Annotated in this window: 23 protein-coding genes; 11 read left to right on the forward strand and 12 right to left on the reverse strand. The window is 64.7% G+C overall.

What is annotated here, in order from left to right:
• The first annotated feature begins 38 nt into the window (after nt 1–38).
• Complete coding sequence (locus EJ070_RS17265; RefSeq protein ID WP_126092450.1) at nt 39–602, forward strand: DUF4142 domain-containing protein; 564 nt, start codon at nt 39–41, stop codon at nt 600–602.
• 227 nt (nt 603–829) lie between these two features.
• Nucleotides 830–1,294 carry a cupin domain-containing protein gene (locus EJ070_RS17270; RefSeq protein ID WP_126092451.1) on the forward strand — a complete coding sequence of 155 codons (465 nt, stop codon included), beginning with the start codon at nt 830–832 and terminating at the stop codon, nt 1,292–1,294.
• Between the two features lie 57 nt (nt 1,295–1,351).
• Here EJ070_RS17270 and EJ070_RS17275 read toward each other — a convergent pair whose 3' ends face one another.
• From EJ070_RS17275 to EJ070_RS17295, 5 genes are all read right to left on the reverse strand, one after another.
• Nucleotides 1,352–2,656, reverse strand: coding sequence for an IS4 family transposase (locus tag EJ070_RS17275; RefSeq protein WP_126090276.1), 1,305 nt, complete (start codon nt 2,654–2,656; stop codon nt 1,352–1,354).
• 328 nt (nt 2,657–2,984) lie between these two features.
• Nucleotides 2,985–6,488 carry a carbamoyl-phosphate synthase large subunit gene (gene carB, locus EJ070_RS17280; RefSeq protein ID WP_126092452.1) on the reverse strand — a complete coding sequence of 1,168 codons (3,504 nt, stop codon included), beginning with the start codon at nt 6,486–6,488 and terminating at the stop codon, nt 2,985–2,987.
• Between the two features lie 246 nt (nt 6,489–6,734).
• The gene (locus EJ070_RS17285; protein ID WP_126092453.1) at nt 6,735–7,553 is read right to left on the reverse strand and encodes an SH3 domain-containing protein; all 819 of its coding nucleotides are present in this window, start codon (nt 7,551–7,553) and stop codon (nt 6,735–6,737) included.
• Nucleotides 7,554–7,555: 2 nt separating this feature from the next.
• Nucleotides 7,556–8,314: a metallophosphoesterase family protein gene (locus tag EJ070_RS17290; RefSeq protein ID WP_126092454.1), complete on the reverse strand. Its 759-nt coding sequence runs from the start codon at nt 8,312–8,314 to the stop codon at nt 7,556–7,558.
• Nucleotides 8,314–8,670 (reverse strand): helix-turn-helix transcriptional regulator, encoded by a 357-nt coding sequence (locus tag EJ070_RS17295; RefSeq protein WP_126092455.1) that lies wholly within the window; start codon nt 8,668–8,670, stop codon nt 8,314–8,316. Before EJ070_RS17295 ends, EJ070_RS17290 begins: the two co-directional genes overlap by 1 nt.
• A 195-nt stretch (nt 8,671–8,865) precedes the next feature.
• Between EJ070_RS17295 and EJ070_RS17300 the strand changes: the two genes are divergently transcribed.
• Nucleotides 8,866–10,044, forward strand: a complete 1,179-nt coding sequence (locus EJ070_RS17300; RefSeq protein ID WP_126092456.1) for an MFS transporter — start codon at nt 8,866–8,868, stop codon at nt 10,042–10,044.
• A gap of 39 nt (nt 10,045–10,083) precedes the next feature.
• Here the strand turns inward: EJ070_RS17300 and EJ070_RS17305 are convergent, their stop codons facing one another.
• Nucleotides 10,084–10,548, reverse strand: a complete 465-nt coding sequence (locus EJ070_RS17305) for a MarR family winged helix-turn-helix transcriptional regulator (RefSeq protein ID WP_126095799.1) — start codon at nt 10,546–10,548, stop codon at nt 10,084–10,086.
• Nucleotides 10,549–10,745: 197 nt separating this feature from the next.
• Here EJ070_RS17305 and EJ070_RS17310 point away from each other — a divergent pair, with 197 nt between their 5' ends.
• Nucleotides 10,746–11,540: an SDR family oxidoreductase gene (locus EJ070_RS17310; protein ID WP_126092457.1), complete on the forward strand. Its 795-nt coding sequence runs from the start codon at nt 10,746–10,748 to the stop codon at nt 11,538–11,540.
• A gap of 375 nt (nt 11,541–11,915) precedes the next feature.
• Here the strand turns inward: EJ070_RS17310 and EJ070_RS17315 are convergent, their stop codons facing one another.
• Nucleotides 11,916–12,515 (reverse strand): LysE family translocator, encoded by a 600-nt coding sequence (locus tag EJ070_RS17315; RefSeq protein WP_126092458.1) that lies wholly within the window; start codon nt 12,513–12,515, stop codon nt 11,916–11,918.
• 99 nt (nt 12,516–12,614) lie between these two features.
• Between EJ070_RS17315 and EJ070_RS17320 the strand changes: the two genes are divergently transcribed.
• Nucleotides 12,615–13,481: a LysR substrate-binding domain-containing protein gene (locus tag EJ070_RS17320; RefSeq protein WP_126092459.1), complete on the forward strand. Its 867-nt coding sequence runs from the start codon at nt 12,615–12,617 to the stop codon at nt 13,479–13,481.
• 226 nt (nt 13,482–13,707) lie between these two features.
• Here EJ070_RS17320 and EJ070_RS17325 read toward each other — a convergent pair whose 3' ends face one another.
• The 3 genes from EJ070_RS17325 to EJ070_RS17335 all read right to left on the reverse strand — a co-directional run bounded on the left by EJ070_RS17325 (nt 13,708) and on the right by EJ070_RS17335 (nt 16,689).
• Nucleotides 13,708–14,358, reverse strand: a complete 651-nt coding sequence (locus tag EJ070_RS17325) for a dihydrofolate reductase family protein (protein WP_126092460.1) — start codon at nt 14,356–14,358, stop codon at nt 13,708–13,710.
• A 93-nt stretch (nt 14,359–14,451) separates the two neighbouring features.
• Nucleotides 14,452–15,288, reverse strand: a complete 837-nt coding sequence (locus EJ070_RS17330; RefSeq protein WP_126092461.1) for an rRNA adenine N-6-methyltransferase family protein — start codon at nt 15,286–15,288, stop codon at nt 14,452–14,454.
• A gap of 45 nt (nt 15,289–15,333) precedes the next feature.
• Nucleotides 15,334–16,689 (reverse strand): Nramp family divalent metal transporter, encoded by a 1,356-nt coding sequence (locus EJ070_RS17335; protein ID WP_126092462.1) that lies wholly within the window; start codon nt 16,687–16,689, stop codon nt 15,334–15,336.
• 220 nt (nt 16,690–16,909) lie between these two features.
• Here EJ070_RS17335 and mntR point away from each other — a divergent pair, with 220 nt between their 5' ends.
• From mntR to EJ070_RS17350, 3 genes are all read left to right on the forward strand, one after another.
• A complete protein-coding gene (gene mntR / locus EJ070_RS17340; RefSeq protein ID WP_189350563.1) occupies nt 16,910–17,365 on the forward strand; it encodes a manganese-binding transcriptional regulator MntR in 456 nt (151 codons plus the stop codon).
• 159 nt (nt 17,366–17,524) lie between these two features.
• On the forward strand, nt 17,525–18,457 hold the full coding sequence (locus tag EJ070_RS17345) for a neutral zinc metallopeptidase (RefSeq protein ID WP_126092464.1): 933 nt from the start codon (nt 17,525–17,527) through the stop codon (nt 18,455–18,457).
• A gap of 146 nt (nt 18,458–18,603) precedes the next feature.
• On the forward strand, nt 18,604–19,872 hold the full coding sequence (locus EJ070_RS17350; RefSeq protein WP_126092465.1) for a TCR/Tet family MFS transporter: 1,269 nt from the start codon (nt 18,604–18,606) through the stop codon (nt 19,870–19,872).
• Nucleotides 19,873–19,887: 15 nt separating this feature from the next.
• Here EJ070_RS17350 and carA read toward each other — a convergent pair whose 3' ends face one another.
• Complete coding sequence (carA, locus tag EJ070_RS17355; protein WP_126092466.1) at nt 19,888–21,090, reverse strand: glutamine-hydrolyzing carbamoyl-phosphate synthase small subunit; 1,203 nt, start codon at nt 21,088–21,090, stop codon at nt 19,888–19,890.
• A 272-nt stretch (nt 21,091–21,362) separates the two neighbouring features.
• Here carA and EJ070_RS17360 point away from each other — a divergent pair, with 272 nt between their 5' ends.
• On the forward strand, nt 21,363–21,812 hold the full coding sequence (locus tag EJ070_RS17360; protein WP_126092467.1) for a GatB/YqeY domain-containing protein: 450 nt from the start codon (nt 21,363–21,365) through the stop codon (nt 21,810–21,812).
• Nucleotides 21,813–21,821: 9 nt separating this feature from the next.
• Here the strand turns inward: EJ070_RS17360 and EJ070_RS17365 are convergent, their stop codons facing one another.
• Nucleotides 21,822–22,820, reverse strand: a complete 999-nt coding sequence (locus EJ070_RS17365; protein ID WP_126092468.1) for a hypothetical protein — start codon at nt 22,818–22,820, stop codon at nt 21,822–21,824.
• A gap of 282 nt (nt 22,821–23,102) precedes the next feature.
• Between EJ070_RS17365 and EJ070_RS17370 the strand changes: the two genes are divergently transcribed.
• Together EJ070_RS17370 and EJ070_RS17375 are read left to right on the forward strand one after the other, a co-directional pair.
• Entirely contained in the window at nt 23,103–23,813 is a 711-nt protein-coding gene (locus EJ070_RS17370) for a DNA helicase (protein ID WP_126092469.1), read from the forward strand.
• A 50-nt stretch (nt 23,814–23,863) separates the two neighbouring features.
• The gene (locus tag EJ070_RS17375) at nt 23,864–24,421 is read left to right on the forward strand and encodes a GNAT family N-acetyltransferase (protein ID WP_126092470.1); all 558 of its coding nucleotides are present in this window, start codon (nt 23,864–23,866) and stop codon (nt 24,419–24,421) included.
• Nucleotides 24,422–24,440: the final 19 nt, after the last annotated feature.

Raw genomic sequence — 24,440 nt, forward strand, 5'->3', positions numbered from 1 at the left:
CGCGTTTGGGTATCCGAGGGGCTGATCGGAGATTTGAGATGAAAACGCTTCTGACCGCGACCGCCGTCGCGCTGCTTGCCGGCGCGCCGGCCGCCCTTGCCCAATCGGAGGATACCAGCCCCGATGCGGTCGGCCCCATGGTGACCGAGGACAAGGTCGACACCCAGACCTTCGTCGCCACCGTGCCCAACGCCAACGCATTCGAGATCCAGTCGAGCAAGCTGGCTGAGGAGCAGTCGGCGTCGGACGACGTGAAGGACTTCGCCAGGCAGATGATCGAGGACCACACCAAGGCTGGCGATGACTTCAAGGCGGCGATGAGCCAGGGCCAGACGACGGCCTCGATCAAGCCGGCCGGGCCAGGGATGCAGCCCAAGGAACAGCAGATGCTAGGCGAGTTGAAGAGCGCGAGCGGCAAGGAGTTCGACCAGAAGTACATCAAGATGCAGACCGACGCGCACAAGGACGCCGTCGCGCTGTTCAGCACCTATGCGAAGTCCGGCGACGACCCGGCGATGAAGGAATTCGCCAAGAAGGAGCTGCCGGTGCTCAAGATGCACGAGAAGCATGTGAAGGAGCTGGCGGTGGCGCATCAGGGGTGAAGCGGTCCTTACCTTCTCCCCTTGTGGGAGAAGGTGGATCGGCGCGCAGCGCCGAGACGGATGAGGGGTGTTGGAAGGAACAAGACGGCGGCGACTGTGTGCCTTCTCTGTGCGGATGAGACGGTTACAATAGCGTATCGCCAAGCTGGAGCACCCCTCATCCGACCGAGCTTCGCTCGGCCACCTTCTCCCACAAGGGGAGAAGGGGGAGCCCGAAAGGATCGGCCATGCCCAAGATCGATCTATCCGCCGTGCCCGTCCGCAAGGGCTCGGGCTACCCGCCACCCTTCGATCAGCCCTGTGCGGAACGCACGCGCCAGCGCCTGGGCGACGCCGGCGGCTTGCAGGATTTCGGCGTCAACCTCATGACGCTGCCACCCGGCGGCTGGTCGAGCCAGCGCCACTGGCACAGCCATGAGGATGAGCTCGTCTATGTGCTGGAGGGCGAGCTGACGCTGGTCGAGGACGGCGGCGAAACGCTGCTCAAGGCAGGCGATAGTGCTGCCTTCGCCAAGAACAGCGGCGACGGCCACCACATGATCAACCGCTCGTCGGTGACGGCGCGCTACCTGGAAGTCGGCTCGCGCAATCCGGACGATGTCATCACCTGCTCCGACATCGACATGATGAGCCCGAGTTCGGATGGGCGGTTTTTGCACAAGGATGGGGTGCCGTATCCGGGGCAGGGGTGAGGGAACGCTCCCCCTTCTCCCCTTGTGGGCTAGCGTGCGCACACATTTGCTTCGGGCTCATTTTTGCGAGGCCAGAACGAAGCCGTCTGTGATGGCGTTGAAGCGTCTGAGGCCGTGGGTGAAGGTGATGGGCCCTGGCGGGCGTTCCTTTTCGTAGCCGTTCCAGCCTCCGAGCCTGGCGATACACCAGGCGGCCCAGGCGAGCGTGTGCGTGGGGTGCGGGTTCTTCTGCTTTTGGGTCTTGCCTTCAAGCTTGGCGATGAGCACTTCCAGGACGGTGATCTCGGTGGGATCGAAGAGGTGTGCGGCCTGGAAGCGCTGGCCCGGCGAACCACGCCCGTGTACGAGTTGCATGACCTTGGTGGCGACGACCAGAGCGGTGGCGGCCAGACGTTCGAGTGCATCGCCGTCGGCGATGAGACTTTCCTCCAGATCGATGGCCTGCGACTTCACGGTCCGAAACAGCTGTTCGACGCTCCAACGCGAGCGATACAGGTCGACGATGCGGCAGGCATCGGCAAGCGTTTCGACGCTGTGGGTGGTCAACAGCCGCCAGATCACCGCGTCCTTGGCCGAAGGTGGATCGATCTCACGCACTTCCACCATGTTGAGCGTGAGTTCGCGCGGATCGCGGCTGTCGGCGCCAAGGCGGGGCTGGCGCAAGCTCACCGCGGTGAAGCGAACGGCCAGTTCGACGGTGCGGGCCGGCCGGCCGGGTCGGGCCTGCAGTTCGAAGGCAATGCGGCCGGCTTCCGGCGTCTTGGCGATCGCGCCGAACAGGCGCTCGCCCCGCGTGCCCAAGGCCCGATCCCGTACAGCGCGGATGAGCACATGGGTGCGCTCGTCGGGCAGCCTTGCAAACACTTCGTAGATGTCGGCCTCGCGGTCGCCGATCACCGTCATCTGCGGCGCGTCGGTCAGCGCCTGGCATGCCGCCTTGGCGGTGCCGATCCACTTGTGGCTTTCCTTGGCTTCGATCGGCAGCGCCTGGTAGTCATCCGCCTTCTCTGCCTCGCGCCGCCAGATCGTGGCGCCTGCAAGGCCAAGGACCGAGCCGTCCACGGCATCCACGGCCAACGCCGGATGCACGAACAGCCCGATATCGGTGCCATTGCCGACACGACCGAGGCCGCGCTTGCGCGAAGCCTTGGCTTCATAGTTGATCTCGCTGCTGTCCTCGATGATCAGCACGTGGCGGCCGGCGGCCAGTTCGGCGGTTCGCGCCGCCGCCGTGCGGATGATCTCTTGCGTGCTCACGTGGCGATTGCGAAACAGGCGTGTGAATGCGACCTTCTCGGCGCGCGTGTCGGCCAGCCGGCGCATGCCCGTGCTGACACGCGCAAACATGCGCTCCAGAACCATGCTCCCCTTTTTTGCAGGCGCAGGTCGCCGAAGTAGCCAAGCAACGAAGCCATCGTCAAAACCTCCAGAATCAACAATGGCGGCTACAGAATCACATACAATTCAACCGCTTCAAGCCATTTTCCGACGGCGCCTCTTCACGCTTGACCACAGCACGAAGCAAATGTGTGCGCACGCTAGCCCCTTGTGGGAGAAGGTGTCGCCGAAGGCGACGGATGAGGGGTGTTCCAGAAAACACCAGCATCTCACTCCGCTGGAGCACCCCTCATCCGTCTCGGGCGCTGCGCGCCGATCCACCTTCTCCCACAAGGGGAGAAGGATAGGCGCCTCACCCAAAATACTCCTGCAGCGGCGTCACCTCCAGGCTCCCCGCCCGTAGCGCAGCAATCGCCTCCGCCACGGCCGCCGCGCCTGACAGCGTCGTATAGTACGGCACCTTCTGCATCAGCGTTGCTCGCCGCAGCGACTTCGAGTCCGACACCGCCTTCTGGCCGTCGGTGGTGTTGAAGACGATCTGGACCTGGCGGTTGCGGATGGCGTCTTCGATGTGCGGGCGGCCCTCGAGCACCTTGTTGATCTTTTCCGCCGTCACGCCGTTTTCGGCGAGGAAGCGCGCGGTGCCGGAGGTGGCGAGCACCTTGAAGCCCTGGCCGGCGAGGCGCTTGACCGCCGGCAGGATGCCCTTCTTGTCCTCGTCGCGGACCGAGACGAACAGCGTGCCCGCGCGGGGGAGATCAACACCCGCCCCGAGCTGGCTCTTGGCGAAGGCCAGGGCAAAATCGCGGTCGAGGCCCATGACCTCGCCGGTCGAGCGCATTTCCGGTCCGAGCAGGATGTCGACGCCGGGGAAGCGGGCGAAGGGAAACACCGCTTCCTTGACCGCGATGTGGCCGGGATTGCGCGGGTCGGGCATCGCGCCGTAATGGGCGAAAGCGTTTTCCAGCGTCTCGCCGGCCATGATGCGGGCCGCGATCTTGGCGATCGGGCGGCCGATGGTCTTGGCGACGAAGGGCACCGTGCGCGAGGCGCGGGGGTTCACTTCCAGCACATAGACCGTGCCGTCCTGGATGGCGTACTGCACGTTCATCAGGCCGCCGACATTGAGCGCGCGGGCGAGGCTTGCCGTCTGCCGCTCCAGCTCGTCGACGAGGTCCGGGTGCAGCGCGTGCACCGGCAGCGAGCAGGCCGAGTCGCCCGAATGGATGCCGGCCTCCTCGATATGCTCCAGGATGCCGGAAACGAAGGTGTCCTTGCCGTCGCACAGGCAATCCACGTCGACCTCGATGGCGCCCTTGAGATAGGTGTCGAACAAAAGCGGGTTCTTGCCGAGCAGCGTGTTGATCTGGCCGGTCTTGTCGGCCGGGTATTTCTGCTTGATGTCCTCCGGCACCAGGCCGGGCACGGTGTCGAGCAGGTAAGTCTGCAGCATGCCCTCGTCATGGATGATCTGCATGGCGCGGCCGCCGAGCACATAGGAGGGGCGCACGACCAGCGGGAAGCCGAGCTCGCCGGCGACGAGGCGTGCCTGCTCGACCGAATAGGCGATGCCGTTCTTCGGCTGGGTGAGGCCGAGCTTGTGCAGCAGCTTCTGGAAGCGGTCGCGGTCTTCCGCGAGGTCGATCATGTCCGGCGAGGTGCCGAGGATCGGGATGCCGGCCTGTTCCAGGGCGTCGGCCAGCTTGAGCGGCGTCTGGCCGCCGAACTGGACGATGACGCCGACAAGCTCGCCCGAGGCCTGCTCGGCACGCAGGATCTCCAGCACGTCTTCCGCCGTCAGCGGGTCGAAATAGAGACGGTCGGAGGTGTCGTAGTCGGTCGACACGGTCTCCGGGTTGCAGTTGATCATGATCGCTTCGTAGCCGGCGTCGCGCAACGCAAACGCCGCGTGGCAGCAGCAGTAGTCGAACTCGATGCCCTGGCCGATGCGGTTCGGGCCGCCGCCGAGGATAACGACCTTTTTGCGCGACGACACGCGCGCCTCGTTGGAGAGCTGGCCGGCGAAGGGCACCTCGTAGGTCGAGTACATATAGGCGGTCGGTGAGGCGAACTCGGCCGCGCAGGTGTCGATGCGCTTATAGACCGGATGAACGTCGAGTTTTTCGCGCGCGTTCTGAACGTGTTCGGCGTCGGTCTTCGTCAGCGAGGCGAGGCGGGCATCCGAAAAACCCATCGCCTTCAGCATGCGCAGATTGGCGGCGTCCTCAGGCAGGCCATGCTCGCGCACGCGCTCCTCCATGGCGATGATGCCGGCGATCTGTTCGAGGAACCACGGGTCGATCTTGCACATGGCGTGCACGTCTTCCAGCGAGGTGCCCATGCGGATCGCCTGCGCCACCATGCGCAGCCGGTCGGGCGTCGGTGTGCCGAGTGCTGCCCGGATGGCGTTGCGGTCGTCGACGTGATTGGCGGCGGTAGGCCCGCGGCCGATGCCGGGGATCTCGATCTCGTCCAGTCCTGTCAGGCCGGTTTCAAGGCCACGCAGCGCCTTCTGCAGCGATTCCTGGAAGGTGCGGCCGATGGCCATCACCTCGCCCACCGACTTCATGGCGGTGGTCAGCACCGGCTCGGCGCCGGGGAATTTCTCGAACGCAAAGCGCGGGATCTTCGTCACGACATAGTCGATGGTCGGTTCGAAGGAAGCCGGCGTCGCGCCGCCGGTGATGTCGTTCTCCAACTCGTCCAGCGTGTAGCCGACGGCAAGTTTTGCCGCGACCTTGGCGATCGGGAAGCCGGTTGCCTTCGAGGCCAAGGCGGAACTGCGCGAGACGCGCGGGTTCATCTCGATCACCACCAGGCGGCCGTCGGCCGGGTTGACGGCGAACTGCACGTTGGAGCCGCCCGTCTCGACGCCGATCTCGCGCAGCACCGCGATCGAGGCGTTGCGCATCATCTGGTATTCCTTGTCGGTCAGCGTCAGCGCCGGGGCGACGGTGATCGAGTCGCCGGTGTGCACGCCCATCGGATCGACGTTCTCGATCGAGCAGATGATGATGCAGTTGTCCGCCTTGTCGCGGACGACCTCCATCTCATACTCCTTCCAGCCGAGCACGCTTTCCTCGATCAGCACCTCGGTGGTCGGCGAGGCGTCGAGGCCGGACTGGACGATGTCGTAGAATTCGGCGCGGTTGTAGGCGATGCCGCCGCCGGTGCCGCCCATGGTGAAGGACGGGCGGATGATGGCCGGCAGGCCGACATGGTCGAGCGCCTCCGCGGCGATCGCCATGGCGTGGCTGATGTAGCGCTGCTTGCGGTCGCCCTCGCCGAGGTTCCAGTGCGTCTCCAGCGCGTCAAGTGCCGCATTGAGGTTTTCGGGGTTCTCCGCCTTGAGCGCCGCGCGCTCGGCCTCATGCGTCTTGCGGTCGGCGTTCTTGACGTCGGTGGCGTTGGCCAGCATCGAGCGCGGTGTCTCCAGGCCGATCTTGCTCATCGCCTGGCGGAACAGGGCGCGGTCCTCGGCCTTGTCGATGGCATGTGCATCGGCGCCGATCATCTCGACATTGTAGCGGTCGAGCACGCCCATGCGGCGCAGCGAAAGCGCGGTGTTCAGCGCCGTCTGGCCACCCATGGTGGGCAGCAGCGCATCGGGGCGCTCCTTGGCGATGATCTTGGCCACCACTTCGGGGGTAATGGGCTCGACATAGGTGGCGTCGGCCAGCTCCGGATCGGTCATGATGGTGGCCGGATTGGAGTTGACCAGGATGACGCGGAAACCTTCCTCCTTCAGCGCCTTGCAGGCCTGGGTGCCGGAATAGTCGAACTCGCATGCCTGGCCGATGACGATGGGGCCGGCCCCGATGATCAGGATCGACTTGATGTCGGTGCGTCTTGGCATGTCTACGGGTTCCGTTCGGCGAGCGGCTTGCACGAAAAACCGGGCGGGGGGAGGACCCGGCCGGTTGTGCTTGCGATTCTGGTATCAGGCTAGGAGGGCCTTATAGGGAAGAGTTTTGGCGGATGAAACCCCGAAAATGAGGGAGTAAGGGAGTAAGGGAGTAAGGGAGTAAGGGAGTAAGGGATAGGTTCGGGCGTGCTGTGAAACATACTCCCCTATTCCCCTATTCCCCTACTCCCCTGAAACCTACTCGCCGAGTGCCAGCGCGTCGGTGATCTCGAAACGCTCGGAAACACCGACGCGGATCATGTTCAGCGTGCCCTCGCGGGTGAAGCGGAACGCGTCCGGCGAGTCAGAGCCCGCCGGTTGGCCGCCATGGAAATTGATGACGCGGGTGCCGCCATCGGGCCAGGTCACGGTCACGGCGCTGTCGCCGTCCTTGCGCGCGACGCTGATCTCGCAGCGCGTCATCGGCTGGCCGATATGGCGCGCGCAGGGGATGTCGCCGGCGGCATCTGGGGCAGGGGCATCGGATTCAGCATGTGCCGAGGCCGCGAAGGCGAGGCCATAGGCATCCTGCATGGCGGTCCTGCCGATATCGGCCGCGGATGGCGGATCGGCCGGCTTGTTGCCGCCCAGGCGCGCTGCGATGTCCGGCGTCGGCGCTTCGGAGGGCTGAGGCGCGACGGCTTCCTGAGGCGCAGCGGCCTCGGTCGCCGGCGCGGCGGCATCTTCAGGTGCCGGCGCCGGGTTGTTGGGGCTGAGATAGCGGGCGGGTGCCCATCCGGTGATGTGCGCGTCCTGCGTATCCTCGACCTTGCACCAGGGATAGTTGTTGACGAGCTTGCAGCCGTAATTCTTCACGGCCGCGCCGTTGGGCAGGCGGGCTTCCACCTTCCCACCCGGCGAAGCGGTGGCGCGAATATTGAGGAGATCTTCCGGCGCGAGGCCGCCGACGATCGAAATGATCATGCCCGGCGCTTCCTGAGCCAAAGCCGGCAGGGCGGCCGTGAGCAAAGGAGCGGCGATCAGCAGCGTCGATCGGAGCGCAACCTTGCGCCTCATCCTCAATCCTTCATGAAACCGGTCCGCAGCGCGTGCGCCCATTCCTGTCGTCCCGCCTGTTCGGCCTGCTTTGCGGCGGCTTCATGGTCATAGTCGACGGCGATCGCCTCGAAGCGGTCGGCGCGGCGAGCCTCATCCAGTTCGATGATGCCATAGCGCGCATATGGGCTGCCTTGCTCGGAAACATGCGCGGGAGGCGTGTCGTCGTCATAGGCAGGGCAACCGACGCTGCCGGGGTTGAAGATGACCGGCCCGCCCGGAATGCGGATGAGCTCGTTTCGATGGCTATGGCCGCAGAGCGCGATCCGGCAGGCGGGGTCGAGCGACTTCAGCCGCCGCTTGATGGCAGCCAGCGGCGCGCGCACCAGTTGGCCGTCGACTATCGCGTCCGCAAGATACTTTTCGTCATGGTCGGGCCGGGCGTGGAAAGCCACGACGCCCGGCGCGATCTCGAGCGTGAGCGGCAAGGCAAACAGCGCCTCGCGCCGGGCGGCGGTCAGCCGCTCCCGCGCATAGCGGTCGGACGGCCACATGTCCGCGCCGGCCGGATCCTCGGCGACACGGCGGTCGTGGTTGCCCCGAACGGTCGGCAGGTTGAGTGCTTCAAGCCGTTCCATCGTTTCGCGCGGCCACAGAGGCCCGGAGACGCAATCGCCGAGATTGACGATGAGGTCGGCGCCGCCACGCAGCTCGAGATCGTCGAGCACGGCATCCAAGGCGAGCACGTTGCCGTGGATGTCGGCGAGGACGGCAATGCGCATCAGGCGTCGATCTCGCTGTCGGCGGTGCCGACGATGGGCAGCGCCTTGTCCTCGCCGGCTGCCGCGATCACGCTGTCGAGCAGGCCGGGGAAGCGCTTGTCGAGGTCGTCGCGGCGCAGCGTGATCAGCCGGCTGGTGCCGACCACTTCGGCACGTGTCACACCCGCCTCGCGCAGCTTGGCGAGGTGGTAGCTGAGGTTGGTCTTGGAGGCGAGGTCGAGGAACTTGCTGCAGTTCAGCGGCACGCCTTCCTTGCTGGCGAGATAGCGCACGATGGCAAGCCGGGTCGGGTCGCCGAGCACGGCGAGCACGATCGGCAGGCTGATCTGGTCGGTGGTTGGGTGGGGCAGGGTCATGGCCGAGAATTAAGCACAAACGGAACCAACTTCAACGCGTCTCCTTGTCATGCCGGGTCACATGAGATCTTCATTTCGAGCCCCGTACTGACACAGGGCTGTCAGCAGGGTTCAGCTATTTTCCCCTGGCTCGGTTGACATCATGCCCCTTCATGTCCAATTGTTCAATAACTTTTGAACTAAGGGCACATCCTCATGGACAAGCGGATCTACTGGCTTGCGCTCGGATCGTTCGCGATCTCGACCGAAGGCTTCGTCATCTCCAGCCTTCTTCCCGACATTGCCTCGGATGCCGGCATCTCCGTTCCGCTCGCCGGCTCGCTGATCACCGCCTTCGCGCTCGCCTATGCGATCGGCGCGCCGGTGCTGGCGACGCTGACCGGCGAATGGGACCGGCGGCGCGTCATCCTGTGGACGCTGGTGTTCTTCGTGATCGGCAATCTCGTCGCGGCGGTGAGCTCGTCCTTCGAGTTGCTGCTCATCGCGCGCATCGTCATGGCGCTCTCGTCCGGCCTGTTCGCGGCAACCGCTCAAGGGACGGCCGTGGCGCTGGTCGATGACCATCACCGGGCGCGCGCGATCGCGGTCGTCGTCGGCGGCACCACGGTGGCGGTGGCGGTCGGCGCGCCGCTCGGCGCGCTGGTCGCGGCCATCGCCGGCTGGCGCGGCACCTTCTTCGCCATTGCCGGGCTCGGCGCGCTGGCCGGCGCGATCCTGTGGTGGCGGCTGCCGCGCGGCATCGTCGGCACCAGGCTGCCGCTCAAGGCTCGGCTGGCGGCGGCGGTCCGTCCCGGCGTGATGCCCATCCTCGCGACGACCGTGCTGGCGCTGGTCGGCGCCTTCACGGTCTTTGCCTTCATTGCGCCCTTGGCCATCGAGGGCGGCGGTCTCAGCCCGCTTGCGCTGCCCGGCATGCTGCTCGCCTTCGGCGTCGGCGCCGTCATCGGCAACATCGCCGGCGGCCAGGCAGCCGACCGCTTCGGCGCTGCGCGCACCGTCTGCTGGTCCTTAGCACTGAGCGCGGCCATGCTGGCGACATTCTCGCTGATCCCCACCTTCCTGCCGCATTCCATCGCCGGCCCGGCGCTGATGGGAATGATGGTGCCGTGGGGCATCGTCGGCTGGGCCTTTCCGCCGGCGCAGGCGAGCCGCATCATCAGAATCGCGCCCGATGCGGCTCCGATCGTGCTCTCGCTCAACGCCTCGGCGCTCTATCTCGGCGTCGCGCTTGGCGCGGTGGTCGGCGGTGGTGTGCTGCGCTTCGGCGCGCCGGCCGATCTCGGCCTGATCGCGGCCGTGTTCCCGATCGTTGGACTGGGCGTGGTGCTGGCCGGACGGGTGCTGGCTCGCCCGGTCGCCATGCCGGCGGAATAGGTTCCGCTAAAACGCGGGTGCCTACTGGCGGCCGCTTCTTCAGAGGGAAGGAGCGGCCGCCGGCATTTCCAAATCCAGATCAGCCACCGCGTCCAGCGTTGCGCGCAGCTTTGCGGCCTGCTCCGCGCCGACCTTATCCTCGAATTGCCGCTGGGCAGCGCTCCACAGCTTGATCGCCTCATCGAGCTTGGCCCGGCCCTGCAGCGTCAGCCGCACGCGCTTGATGCGGCGATCATCCTTGTCCGCAAAAGTCTCGACATAGCCGTCGCGGATCAGCGGCTTCAGCGTGTGGCCCAGCGCAGAGAGATCCATGATCAGCGCCTCGGCGATGGCGCCCATCGCCGGCTCGCTGCTGACTTGGATCTGGAAGAGCAGGCCAAACTGCGTGCCCTTCAAGCCCGAAGGCGCCAGCGCGTCATCGTAGAAGCGGCCGAGCCTGCGGGCGGCGCGCCGCAAGGTGGCGTTGTTGCAACGGCTGAATCCCGGCTGCTGAGCTTCGGTCATATCCACTCCTCGCCGGCGAAAACACGCGCCGGCCTTGCCGCAGAAATAGTTTTCGCGGCCGCCGTTGACAAGATAGTGGCATATACCTACTTCGCAGAAAGTGGCATATGCCACTAAATGGAAATTGGACATAGGCGCGGCGGCTGACGTGTCGCCGACGCCGAGCAAGAGCGAACAGGACGAAAAGGAGCAGGACAATGAGCAAGACAGATAACAAAGGTACAGCCGTAATCACTGGCGCTTCCTCGGGCATCGGCGCGGTCTATGCCGACCGGCTGGCCGGGCAGGGCTATGATCTGGTGCTTGTGGCGCGGCGCGCCGACCGGCTGCAGGAAGTGGCGGACAGACTGGCTTATGCCTATGGCCGCAAGGTCAAGACGCTCGTCGCCGATCTCGCCGACGATGCCGACCTGCGCCAGGTCGAGCAGGCGATCGCGACGGACGAGAGCGTGACGCTGCTGGTCAATAACGCCGGCATGGGCGGCATCGAGACGGTGGCCGAAGCCGATGCCGACGCTGCCGAGCGCATGATCAAGGTCAACGTCGTTGCCTTGACGCGTTTGACCCGCGCGGTGCTGCCGGGGTTGCTTAAGCGCGACCGCGGCGCCATCGTCAACATCGCCTCGGTGGTCGCCTATGGTATCGCCGTCGGCGGCATCTACAGCGGCACCAAGGCCTATGTCGTCAACTTCACCGAAGCGCTGCAGAAGGAAGTCGCAGGCACCAAGGTGAGGGTGCAGTCCGTGGTGCCCGGACCGATCCGCACCGAGTTCTGGGACGCTTCCGGAATCAGCCTCGACCGGATCAATCAGGACTGGGTGATGAGCGCCGACGATCTGGTCGATGCGGCCCTTGCCGGGTTTGCCCAGGGCGAAACCGTCACCGCTCCGGGGCTGGCCGATGCGGCCGGGCTGGACACCTATCTCGGCGCGCGGGACCAGTTCTACGGCAGTCTGTTCGCCGCCAAGCCTGCGGCGCGCTATGCGGTCTAAGAGCTAGGCACCTCGCCGCCACCTTCGGCTACGCTATGCACGCATCTTCTGTGACTGACGTGACTGATCGGGCCGAAGCTTGATTGCCACGTGGTTCCCCCAATCCGTCGCTGCTTCGCAGCGCCACCTTTCCCCCCTCCGGAGGGAAAGGAAGGGAGCGTTGCTGGACGAGCGTCGACGGCAAAAAGCTTGGCGCCTTCCTCTACCCCGTCGATCGGGGGAGAGGTGGCTCGGCGTAGCCGAGACGGAGTGGGGGTCGACCAGCGCAGCATAAGACTATGCATGCGCCAAGCTGCCATGCACGCTATCGCCAAAGACCAGCCGCTTGGAAACGTGTGCATGCCGTAGTCCACTTTGTGGGGCGAAGAACCAGCGTCAAGCTGGCCGCCACATCTGCAGGATCGAGGCGGCCAGCAGCAGGCCAAGCACGACGTTAAGCGCGCGCCACTGCCGCTCGGTTCGGAGCAGGCGGGCGAGCAGCGTGCCGGCCACACACCACAACGACAGCGAGAGAGCCGCGGAAAGACCGAACACGGCACCGAGCAGCAGCGCAAGGTGCAGCGGGCCGTCGGCAAGCGCCGCGAAGGATGCGGCCGCGCCAAGCCCCATCGCCCAACCCTTCGGGTTCATCCACTGGATGCCGGCGCCGCCGAAAAAGCTGTTCGGCTTGGCGATGGTCACGTCGAGATTGGGCGGGCCGCTGCGGCCGATCTTCACCGCCAGCCAGATCAGATAGAGCGAGCCTGCGATCTTCATGGCGACCTGCAGCGAAGGGACGGCCGCCAGCAGTCCGGCGAGGCCGGCCGCGCCCGCCGCCGCTACCGAAGCCAGACCAGCGGCGCTGCCGGCCATCAGCGGCACCGAGCGGCGAAAGCCGAACTGCGCCCCGGATGCCGTCGACAGCGTCGTGGCGATGCCGGGCGTCGAGGTGGAGATCAGCGCGAACAGCACAAGGGGAATGATGGTTTCGGACATGCGGCTTTCCCGGTCGAAGGAAGCCGGCATGCTAGGCGCTTCGTCTCATCAGTAAATGCAATGTTTGATATGATCTGCATTAGCATCTATAATGGCGAAATGATCCGAGATCTCGATACCACGCTCATTCGTACCTTCGTCACCACGTCAGACAAGGCGAGCATGACGGCGGCAGCCAATGCGCTCAACCTCACCCAAGGTGCCGTCAGCCAGCAGATCAAGCGGCTGGAAGAGGTGCTTGGCCAGAGCCTGTTCGAGCGCGGCCGGCGTGGCTTGAGATTGACGCGCTGCGGCGAGCGGCTGCTCGACAGGGCCAAGCGCCTCTTGCAGCTCAACGACGAGATCATCGCCGAGATGGGCGGCAAGGCGGTCGCGGGCCGGGTGCGGATCGGCGTGCCGTACGATCTTGTCGGCACATTGCTTCAACCTGTGTTGAAGACCTATGCGGAAGCCCATCCACAGGTGGAAATCTCGCTGGTCTGCGCCTCCTCGCCGGAACTCGCGGCGGCGCTGGCTGCAGGGACGATCGATCTCGCCGTTATCGAGGAGCGGGCCGGCCCGACCGCCGGAGAATGCTTGGCTGTCGACCGCCTGGTCTGGGTCGGCGCCAGAGGCGGCTCGGCGCGTTTGAAGCGGCCGCTGCCGGTATCGATGGTCGCGGACACCTGCGCCTTCCGTCCGGCGGTGCTGGCGGCGCTTGGCACCCATGGACTCGATTGGCGCACCGTGTTCGAGAACGGCAACATCGACGCCACGACGGCGACCGTGCGCTCGGACCTTGCCGTGACCACCTGGCTTGCCTCGACGGTTCCGGCCGATCTCGACATCCTGTCCGATGCCGACCTGCCGGCTCTGCCGAACTTTTCCGTCAACCTGCATCTGCCGAAGCACGCCATCGCGCCCGCGGCAGAGGCATTCGCTGCTCATATCCGCGAGGGTCTGGCGCGCTATCGTCAGGCGGCGTGAGGTAGCATCTCGCTGGAACACCTCATCCGTCTCGGCGCTGCGCGCCGATCCACCTTCTCCCACAAGGGGAGAAGGGAAGACAGCGCCGGCGTTGCAGCCAATCGTCGACGCTGGACATCTGCTGGGCCGCATGTGCCGAGCTCACCTTCTCCCCTTGTGGGAGAAGGTGGCCGAGCGAAGCTCGGTCGGATGAGGGGTGCTCCAGCTTGGTGTATGCCTCGGCCCGCTACTTCCAGTTCCGGCGCCGTTCAAGCTCGGCTTCCGAAGGCTCCTGTTGAGCAAAAGAGCCGGTGCGGATTTCGCCCGCGCGTTCATAGGTCGCCATGATGACGCCGGTGCTCGAGACCTGTGACTTGATGAGCTTGAAGGCGGCCGGCATCGCGCTATCGCCGAACAGCCGCTTGCCCTTGCCCAGCAACAGCGGGAAGGTCATCAGCCGGATCTCGTCGATCAGCCCGTTGGCGAGCAAGGTCTGGATCAGATTGCCCGATCCCTGGATAAGCAGGTCAGGTCCGTCTTCCTGTTTGAGCTGCCTCAGCCTTGCGACGACATCCGGCCCAAGCGATTGCGTGTTCTGCCAAGTGAGCGACTCCGGCCGATGCGTCGCCACATATTTGGTCGCAGGGTTGAAGACATCCGCGATCTGATCTTTCTGATACGGCCAGTACGCGGCGAAGATGTCGTAGGTTCTGCGGCCGAGCAGCAGCGCGAAGGGTTTGGAGAACAGTTCGTCTATTGCCGCGCCCGCAACCTCGTCAAAATAATGGAATGTCCAGCCGCCGAACTTGAAGCCGCCGGCCGGGTCCTCTTCCGGTCCGCCGGGCGCCTGCATGACGCCGTCGAGGCTGACGAATGTGGCGGCGATGATCTTGCGCATTTGTTTTCTCCTTTCGCGATCCGCGCCGTAACGGCCGGATTTCAGCCTAAGGACGAGCGACGTGGCTGCTCTCCGACACGAGCCTGTAAATTTCTAACGCCTGGCACGGATAGGGCGGGACGAGAACCAGACATCGCCGAAGACGGCGGTGGCGGTGCGGTCGGGCGCCTTGTCTTCACTCAGCCAGATCGAGCGCGTGCGGGCGGCGCGTTCGCGGGTCGGCACTTTTGCCTCCGGTCCGGCGACCCAGGCGCCGACGCAGGGAATGAACCACGAGCCCATGAAAGGCTGGCAGGCAAAGCCGCGCTCCATGCGCGTGACAATCACCGCCAGGCCGATGCGCTCGGCCGGACGCCAGGGGAAGATCATGCGGCCGCCGGGTTTGAGCGCCCTCAACCAGGCTGCGGGAGGGGCCGCGACACCGGCATTGACATAGATGATGTCGGAAGGCGGGAGCAGGCTGGTGACTGCGTTGCCTTGGATGACTTTCACATTGCCGTAAGCCGCGAGATTTTGGCTTGCGCGCTCCGCGAGATCGGTCTCGAGCTCGAAGGCGGTGACGCTGCCGCCCGGTTCGACCAGCTTCGCCAGCAACGCGGTGTAGTAGCCGGTGCCGGCGCCGATATGGGTGACGGCTTCGCCGGGCTTCGGTTCGACCTTGCCGATCCACATGGCGTGCAGAACCGGCTCGCCGTTGTTGATACCCTTGTCGGCATCGACCACCACAAGCACGTTCTGGTAGATGTAGCTTGGATCGGCGGTCGGCGTCTTGAACCCGCCGTCGCCGGCAAAGACGGTCCACGGTCCGGGCCCGAGAAAGGCCTCGCGCGGCACCGAGGCGAACACCTCCTCAATGCGGGGATCGGCGGAGCGCGCATGCGCGGCCATCAGCTTGGCGTAGAATTTTCGGGCGTCGTCCGATCCGGTCATGCTTCCAGAAGATAGCGCGGCCGGCTCGGATGTCGCGGTTCCATCTCAGCCGGCGATGGTGTCGTAGAGCAGCTTGAAGTTGAGCGCCAGGATGATCGCCGCGACCATCCAGGCGAGCGCAGCAATGCCGCGCGGGATGGCGAAATTGCCCATCTTCTTCTTGTCCGACACGAACTGCACCAGAGGCACCACGGCGAAGGGCAACTGCATCGACAGGATGACCTGGCTGAAGACCAGAAGCTGGGCCGTGCCCTTTTCACCATAGAACGCGGTCACGATCACGACGGGGACGATGGCGACGCCGCGCGTCAACAAGCGACGCGCCCACTGCGGAATGCGCAGGCGCAGGAAGCCTTCCATCACGATCTGGCCGGCGAGCGTCGCGGTGACCGTCGAGTTGAGGCCGGAGGCGAGCAGCGCGATCGCGAACAGGATCGAGGCGATGCTCAAACCCAAGAGCGGCGACAGCAATTCAAAAGCCTGGCCGATCTCGGCGACATCCTGGTGCCCGGTGCCGTGGAAGGCCACGGCCGCGACGATCAGGATTGAGGCGTTGACGAACAGCGCCAGGATCAGCGCGATGGTCGAATCCGTCGTCGCCCATTTGATGGCGTCGCGCTTGCCGGCGTCGGTGCGCTGATAGGCACGGGTCTGCACGATCGAGGAGTGCAGGTAGAGATTATGCGGCATCACGGTGGCGCCGATGATGCCGATGGCGATGTAGAGCATCGCCGGGTTGGTGACGATCTCGGACGACGGCACGAACATCGAATGCAGGATCGTGGCGGCCGGCGGCGCGGCGACGAAGATCTGGATGGCAAAGCAGCCGAAGATGATGATCAGCAGCGCAACGACAAAGGCCTCGAGGTAACGGAAGCCCCTGTTCATCAGAAGGAGCACGAGGAAGGCATCGAGCGCGGTGATTAGGGCGCCGCCGATCAACGGGATTCCGAACAGAAGCTGCAGCGCGATAGCGGTGCCGATCACCTCGGCGAGGTCGCAGGCGATGATCGCCAGCTCGCAGGCGACCCACAGCAGGAAATTGACAGGGCGCGGATAGTAGGCGCGGCAGGCCTGCGCAAGATCGCGGCCGGTGGCGATGCCGAGACGCGCGGCCAGCGCCTGCAAAAGGATCGCCATCAGGTTCGACAGCATGATGACGAAAAGCAGCGTGTAACCGAACTGGGCGCCGCCGGCGAGGTCTGTCGCCCAGTTGCCGGGGTCCATATAGCCGACCGACACCATGTAGCCGGGGCCCATGAAGGCGAACAGGCGGCGGAGCCACATCCCGGTCCGCGGCACTGCGATCGTGGCGTTAACCTCGCGCAGGCTGGGCTGCTCGCCCTCATCGGCGCGGGCAAATTGCCACGAGGAACGGGACACGGCTTCTGCGTCGGACATCACGGACTTCCACTGGAATATATCAAGGATGCGCCTTATCTATGCCATGGCTCAACATTATGCAATAGGCTATATTTCATTGTTTGTGCTTTTTATCCGGCGGCGTAAAGGGCCGGTTGCACGTGAGCGGGAATGCAAATAAACGGCCGGACCAGCAGGGTTCGTGTTATGAATGCGATCCCGATTCAGCCTTCGGGCGACCAAGGAGGAGGAGCGCGTATTGGCGCTGAGGAACAGACCGGTTCGACGCGAAAAGCCGCTTCCCGATGCCGAAATCCATTCGGAAGGTTTCCGGCAGACGCGCGAAGCGCGCCGCAGCGCGCTCGTCGAGGACTATGTCGAACTGATCGCCGACTTGATCGAGGACGGCAATGAGGCCCGTCAGGTCGATATCGCGGCCAGGCTTGGCGTCGCGCAACCCACCGTAGCGAAAATGCTGACCAGGCTCTGCGCCGACGGGCTGGTGTCCAGAAAGCCCTATCGCGGCGTGTTCCTCACCGAAACCGGCCGGAAGGTCGCCGAGGAGAGCCGCATCCGCCACCAGACGGTCGAAGCGTTCCTGCGCTCGCTGGGCGTCAGCGCCGAGACGGCGCGGATCGACGCCGAAGGCATAGAGCACCATGTCAGCGCCGAGACGCTGGACGCTTTTCGCAGGGCGATGACCTCAGCCCGTTGAGCCCGGGAGCTCGAAGACAAGGATCGGTTGCGGAGCGCAACGTTGCGATGCCGCAGCGCGAAAAATGCTGTGACTTGACGTATCCATTGCGATAATTGTTGGCCGAGGGGGCGGTAGCGGGCCGGACCTTCCAGGACATTCGTGGTGCGAGGAGTTGCCATGCTTTGGAGAGGCCGTCGCCAGAGCGACAATATCGAGGACCAGCGCAGCGACAGTGGCGGCGGGCTCGGCGGTGGTTTGGGCGGCAGCCCTGGCCAGTTTCGCATTCCGATCGGCGGCCGCGCCGGCGGCGGTTCCAGCATCATCCTGGTCATCCTGGTCGTTCTTGCCGGATGGTATTTCGGTTTCGATCCGTCGCAGATCCTGGGTGACGGCAGCGGCGGTCTGGTACCGGGCGGCGGCGGCCAGATCACGGACGACAGCGGCTCGCAGGACAGCACCGGCGCACCCGCTTCGGATGAAATGAAGCAGTTCGTGGCGACGGTGCTTGCCGAAACCGAGGACACCTGGACCGGCATCTTCAAGGCTAACGGCCTTACCTATGAGGACCCAAAGCTCGTGCTGTTCAGCGGCCAGATCCGCTCGGCTTGCGGCTTTGCCTCCTCCGCGGCGGGGCCGTTCTATTGCCCCGGTGACCACAAGGTCTATCTCGACATGACCTTCTTCCAGCAGCTCGACCAGCAGTTCGGCGCCTCGGGTGAGTTCGCGCGGGCCTATGTGGTTGCGCATGAGGTCGGCCACCATGTGCAGAACCTCACCGGCATCATGCAGAAGTTCAACCAGATGCGGCAGGGCATGGGCGAGGCCGAGGCCAACCAGATGTCGGTGCGGGTCGAGCTCCAGGCCGACTGCTTCGCCGGCGTGTGGGCTCACTACACAGCGCAGAAGGGCGTTCTCGAACAGGGCGACATGGAAAGCGCGCTGAATGCCGCCAAGCAGATCGGCGACGACACGCTGCAGAAGAAGATGCAGGGCTATGTCGTTCCGGAAAGCTTCAACCATGGCACCTCGGCGCAGCGGCAGACCTGGCTGGCGCGCGGCTACAAGAGCGGCAAGCTTTCGGACTGCGATACTTTCAACAATCCGGTCTGAAGCGGCGACACACGGCCGGGGTCTTTGGCCGTGCGCCTGATGTCAGGATGAGGCAGTTGCGGTCGTTCGCTTATTGTTCCAGGCGAGAAGCTCGCCTATAAGGTGCGTCCCGCCCGCGCCCCAGGGCGGCCGAGGAGCTTATCACAATGATCGACCCGAAGACCGCCAAGCGGGGCCTTGCGCTCGTTTTCACCACGCTTTTGCTCGACATCATCGGCTTCGGCATCATCATGCCGGTGCTGCCGGCCTATCTGCAGGAGCTGACCGGCGTCGGCGTCAGCGAGGCGGCGATCGAGGGCGGCTGGCTGTTCTTCGTCTACGCGGCGATGCAATTTTTCTTCGCGCCGGTCATCGGCGGCTTGAGCGACCGCTTCGGCCGACGGCCGATCCTGCTTGCCTCAGTGCTCACCTTTTCCATCGACAACCTGATCTGCGCCATCGCCTGGTCCTATCCGATGCTGTTCATCGGCCGGATCCTCGCCGGCATTTCCGGCGCCAGCTATTCGACGACGTCCGCCTTCATCGCCGACATCTCCACCGACGAGAACCGGGCCAAGAATTTCGGCCTGCTCGGCATCGCGTTCGGCGTCGGCTTCGTCATCGGCCCGGTGCTCGGCGGGCTGCTCGGTACGTTCGGGCCGCGCGTGCCGTTCTATTTCGCGGCCGGGCTTGCCTTGGTGAATTTCCTGATCGCGATGGTCTTCCTGCCGGAGACGCTGGACGCGCAGCATCGCCGCCGCTTCGAATGGAAGCGGGCCAATCCCGTCGGCACGCTCATCCAGATGCGCAATTATCCGGGCATCGGCTGGATCGGGCTCGTCTTCTTCCTGATGACGCTCGGCCACATGATGTATCCGGCGGTGTGGTCCTTCGTCTCCAGCTACCGCTACGGCTGGAACCAGCAGCAGATCGGCTTCTCGCTTGGCGCCTTCGGCCTGTGCGGCGCGATCGTCATGGCGACCGTGCTGCCGCGGGTCATCCCCAGGCTCGGCGAGTGGAAGACGGCGGCGATCGGCTTGTCCTTCACGGCGCTCGGCGCCTTCGGCTACGCGTTTGCGACGCAAGGCTGGATGATCTACGCGGTTATCGTCGCCGGCTGCCTGGAGGGGCTCGCCGACCCTCCGCTCAGGAGCCTAGCCGCCGGGAAGGTGCCGCCTTCGGCGCAAGGCGAGTTGCAGGGGGCGATGACCTCGATCTTCTCGATCACCTCGATCGTCACGCCGCTTATCTACACGGCGATCTTTTCGTGGTTCACCGGCCCGAACGCGCCGGTGGTGTTCGGCGGGGCGCCTTATGTGCTCGGCGCTGTTTTCCTCACGCTGGCGGTGATCGTCTTCGTGACGAAGGTAGCCAAGCCGACACCGAAGGAAGTCGAGCGCATGCATGCGCAGGAAGCGGTGACCGACGCGGCTTGAGGCACGTCGTTCTCGTCAGGCGCGTTCGGCCAGCGCCGGCTCGCCGCGCCGCTCGCGGATGAGGTTGACGAAGCGGCGGAAGAGGTAGTGCGAATCCTGCGGGCCGGGCGATGCCTCGGGATGGTGCTGGACCGAGAACACCGGCCGGCCGGTCAGCGCGATGCCGCAATTCGAGCCGTCGAACAGCGAGACATGTGTCTCCTCCACGCCCTCGGGCAGCGAGTCGGCGTCGACGGCGAAACCATGGTTCATCGAGACGATCTCGACCTTGCCGGTGGTGTGATCCTTGACAGGATGGTTGGCGCCGTGGTGGCCCTGATGCATCTTCTCGGTCTTGCCTCCCAGCGCCAGCGCCAGCATCTGGTGGCCGAGGCAGATGCCGAACACCGGAATATCGGTCTTCAGCAGATCCTGGATCACCGGTACGGCATATTCGCCGGTCGCTTCCGGATCGCCCGGACCGTTGGACAGGAAGATGCCGTCCGGCTGCATGGCGAGGATTTCTTCCGCGCCGGTCTTGGCCGGCACGACGGTGACCTTGGCGCCAAGGCCAGCAAGCAGGCGCAAGATGTTGCGCTTGACGCCGTAGTCGACGGCCACGACGTGCATCGACGGCTCATCCTGCTCGCCGAAGCCCTTGTTCCAGACCCAGGGCGTCTCGCGCCAGAGCGAAGACTGGCCCGAGGTGACTTCCTTGGCGAGGTCGAGGCCGATGAGGCCCGACCAGGCAGCGGCACGGCGCTTCAGGTCGTCGAGGTCGAAAACGCCATCGGGCGCGTGCGCGATGACGGCGTTGGGCATGCCTTTCTCGCGGATCAGCACGGTGAGCGCGCGAGTGTCGATGCCCGAAAGCGCGACGATGCCGCGCTTCTTCAGCCATTGGTCGAGATGTCCGGCTGCCCGGTAGTTGGACGGGTCGGTGACATTGGCCTTGAAGATCGCGCCGACGGCACCGGCGCGCGCCGCCGGATTGAGGTCTTCGATATCCTCGGCATTGGTGCCGACATTGCCGATATGCGGGAAGGTGAAGGTAACGATCTGGCCGGCATAAGAGGGATCGGTGAGGATCTCCTCGTAGCCGGTGAGCGCGGTGTTGAAGCACACTTCGGCGACCGCCGATCCGACAGCGCCGAGACCGCGGCCCTCGATCACCGTGCCGTCGGCAAGCACCAGAAGGGCGGTCGGCTTTTCGGTGGCCCAGGGGGCGGTCGTGGCCATGGCGGCACTCCTAAGAGGCTGCTTTTCAGATCATCCCGTTAGAAGGACGATCCGCGCAGCAAACGACGCGCGGCGGCGAATTCGCGAGCCTGCGCGCAACCAGATTTTCAGTTCATGCGAGGCTCAGTACATAGGGGAAGGCGCCAAAGCGGTCAATGACGCTTCCTGCGAACGGAATCGATTTATTTCGTCGAGCAATATCAATGGCTTGCCGAGATTTGCCTTGGACGTCCGGCAAAGCTATTGTCCGCCGCGATCGAAGGAGAAGCACGATGCGCGAGAAAATCGCCGAATCCATGAAGAGCGCGATGAAGGCGCAGGACAAGCACCGCCTGCCGACGCTGCGGCTGATCCAGGCCGCCATCCATGACCGCGATATCGCCAATCGCGGCGCCGGCAAGCCGGCGGCGAGCGAGGAGGAGATCCTGCAGATCCTCGCCAAAATGGTGAAGCAGCGCGAGGAATCGGCGAGGGCTTTCGAGGACGGCAAGCGGCCGGAACTGGCCGCGCAGGAGCGCGGCGAGATGGAGATCATCCGCGAGTTCCTGCCGAAGCAGCTCGACGATGCGGCGATCATGGCGGCCGCGCGGGAAGCGATTGCCGTCACCGGCGCGGCCAGCCAGAAGGACATGGGCAAGGTGATCGGCGCGCTGAAGCAGAAATATGCCGGCCAGATGGACTTCGCCAAGGCCAGCGCCATCGTCAAGGGGCTGCTGCAGTAGAAGACCGCCTCACGGCCCCTTGCAGATCGGCACGGGCTGCGGCGGCGGTGCCGGGTGATCCTGCTTGTACTGCGCGATGATCGGCTCCAGCGTTTGCTTCGGCCAGTATTTCGGGGCACCGATCTCCTTCAGGCAGGATGCGTTCCAATAGAGGCCGGCGCTCGACAGCGATTGCCTTGATGCCGCTTTCCGCGCGATCGCCGCGATATCCCGCGACTCGGGGTAGACGTAAAGCGTCGTCGGATTGTCCTTGATCATCGGGATGATCAGTTGCGCGTCCGACGGCGACCAGCTGGTGCAGCCATTGCTGCGGCCGCCGGCGTAATTCACCAGCTTGCCGAAGGGCACGAAGCCGTCATGGTCGGCATAGGAGCTTTGCGGCTTCTTCAGAAGACACATTCCTCGCAACAGGGCGGCAGGATGTCCGCCGATCACGCGCTGCCTGGCGTTCGCGGTTTCGCCTTCGCCGTCGAACTGCACGAAGCTGCGCATGAAAACCGCGTCCTGTTTCGCGGCGGTGCGATAGTAGCCCTTGAACGACGTCTTCGTATCGGCGGTCATGTAGGCGCCGCCGGCCGTCAGTTCGGAATCCATCGCATTGCCGAAATTCTTCGCGCAACGCCTGCCGTTGGAAAAATCCGCGACGCCCTTCAGGTTGCGGCCGCCGCCGTGGCCCGCCGACACCGCGCGGAACGATTGCTCGGCCTCGCAGATGATGTAGTAACGGCGTCCCAGCACGCTATTGCCCAAATCGCCGGGACGGGTCGCGTCCATGGCGAAGTAGCAGGGATTCTTGACGGAACCTTCGCTCACCTTTTTCAGGTAGAGCGCCCGCGCCCGTTCCAGGACCACTTGCGCTATCTGGCCTTCGCCTTCGCCGACATGGGCCTGCAGCCAGGCTGGAACGCTTGAGGATCGCGCGAAAGATCGGGCTGACATCGTCAGGGCGATGGCAACGGCGAAAAGGCAGAGAACAGCGACACCCAGCGGAACAGATCTCAACCGCACCGGATTAATTCCCCTCTCGAACCGTTATCGCTTGTGGTGAATCACCTGCGTCAATCATAGAGGCCTCGCGCCGATCGGCGAAACACTTCTGGTTTAGCGCTCCCCGAATATCCGTGATTTTCGGTCCGCTCGTGTTGGGCTATCATCTGATTCCGGCGTGCCCACGCCTCCTCCCTCCATTGGGAAAGCATCGTCCATGCGGGGCATTCGATCACTCAACCAACTGTTCGAGCGCAAAGCATAAGGAGGGGTTGCGAAGACTGCTCGCCAGGAGGTTTTTCGATGCGGCTTTCCGCGCCCGTCTATCATCTGAAGCGCCAGGCCAGGCTCCTTTCACGCAGGGAAGGAGTGCCGCTTCACCAGGCCCTCGATCGGGTCGCTGCCGGGGAAGGCTTCGCCAGCTGGAGCCTGCTCGCTGCCAAAGCCGCCGAGGCGACACCCGCCAGCAGCCTGCTTGCGCAACTCGCGCCTGGCGACCTCGTGCTGGTCGGCGCCAGGCCGGGCCAAGGCAAGACCTTGATGAGCCTCGAGCTTGCGGTCGAGGCGATGAAGTCCGGCCGACACAGCGTGTTCTTTACGCTGGAGTATACGCACACGGACATTCTGGATCGGTTTCGCGCCATCGGGGCCGAGCCGGCGCTCTTCGACAGCCTGTTCGAATTCGACAATTCGGACGCCATCTGTGCCGACTACATCATCGGCAAGCTGCGGACGGCGCCTCGCGGGACGCTAGCGGTCATCGACTATCTGCAACTGCTTGACCAGAGGCGCGAGAATCCGGAACTGATGATCCAGGTTCCGATGCTGCGGTCTTTCGCGCGCGACAGGGGACTGATCCTGGTCTTCATCTCGCAGATCGACCGGTCGTACGATCCGTCCAGGAAGTCGTTTCCGGACCTTGACGATGTCCGGCTGCCGAACCCTTTGGATTTATCGCTTTTCGACAAGATGTGCTTCCTGAACAAGGGCGAAATCCGCTTCCATGCAGCTTGAGAGCAATCCTTGCCGCGGCTATGGCCCTCTCTGCAAGAGGACGCCGGACCATGGTCGAAATCGTCAAGCCCGCGCTCGAGCACCTGCCGTCCTACAAGGCGGCGCTGGAGCGCGGCTGGTCGCCCGACAATGTGCGGCTGCTGGAGGCGACGCGCGAGCAACTCGCGGCCATCGAGGAAGATCCTGCCGCATTTCTCGCCAGCCTCGACGACCCCGAGGCGAAGGGGCCGCCCGTTACCTTGCCCGATGGCACCAAGGTGCCGCGCCTCCCCGGCTTCCGGCGCTGGATATGGGATGGCGAGGCCGCCGGCTCGATCGGCTTTCGCTGGCAGAAAGGCACCTCCGCGCTGCCTTCGCATGTGCTCGGTCATATCGGCTATGCCGTGGTGCCTTGGAAGCGAAGCCGTGGGTACGCCACCGAAGCGCTGCGGTTGATGTTGGCAGAGGCGAGGGCGGTGGGTCTCAACTATGTCGAGATCACAGCCAAGCCGGGCAATCCGGCCTCGCATAAGGTGATAACAGCCAATGGCGGCAGGCTGGTCGGCCGATTCTTCGAGGACGCCGCCTATGGCGGCGCCGAAAGCCTCAGGTTCCGGATCGATCTTTAGGGGCGCCTGCCGGCAAGTG

It is taken from the genome of Mesorhizobium sp. M1E.F.Ca.ET.045.02.1.1, from assembly GCF_003952485.1.
In the GTDB taxonomy this organism is placed as follows: domain Bacteria; phylum Pseudomonadota; class Alphaproteobacteria; order Rhizobiales; family Rhizobiaceae; genus Mesorhizobium.